General features: G+C 47.5%; 1 protein-coding gene. It reads right to left on the reverse strand.

The genetic code is table 11. The features are described 5' to 3' along the window. Positions 1–200 (reverse strand): M23 family metallopeptidase (locus tag SB775_RS33410; RefSeq protein WP_410865594.1); only part of this gene is annotated, 200 nt, incomplete at its 3' end. Positions 201–240: the final 40 nt, after the last annotated feature.

Here is a 240-nt window from a genome sequence, read left to right on the forward strand (position 1 = left end):
ACAATCCCATAGCCGCCGAAACCACTCCCTGCAACACCTTCCTTTGCATGGATGACTTCTCCGGCTACAAAAGCGTTGATAGGTGCTTTATGCGTTTTAACCAAATCGATGCCTGTATGAAATTCACGATTACCATTGATCGGGTCTGAACGCCAGCCGAACGTCGATGTTACCCGGTACTCTTGCATAGCAGTAATCACTTTTGATCACTCTCCCGCCACTGGAATGTTCTTTTCATGC

The organism is Peribacillus sp. SIMBA_075 (genome assembly GCF_046534585.1).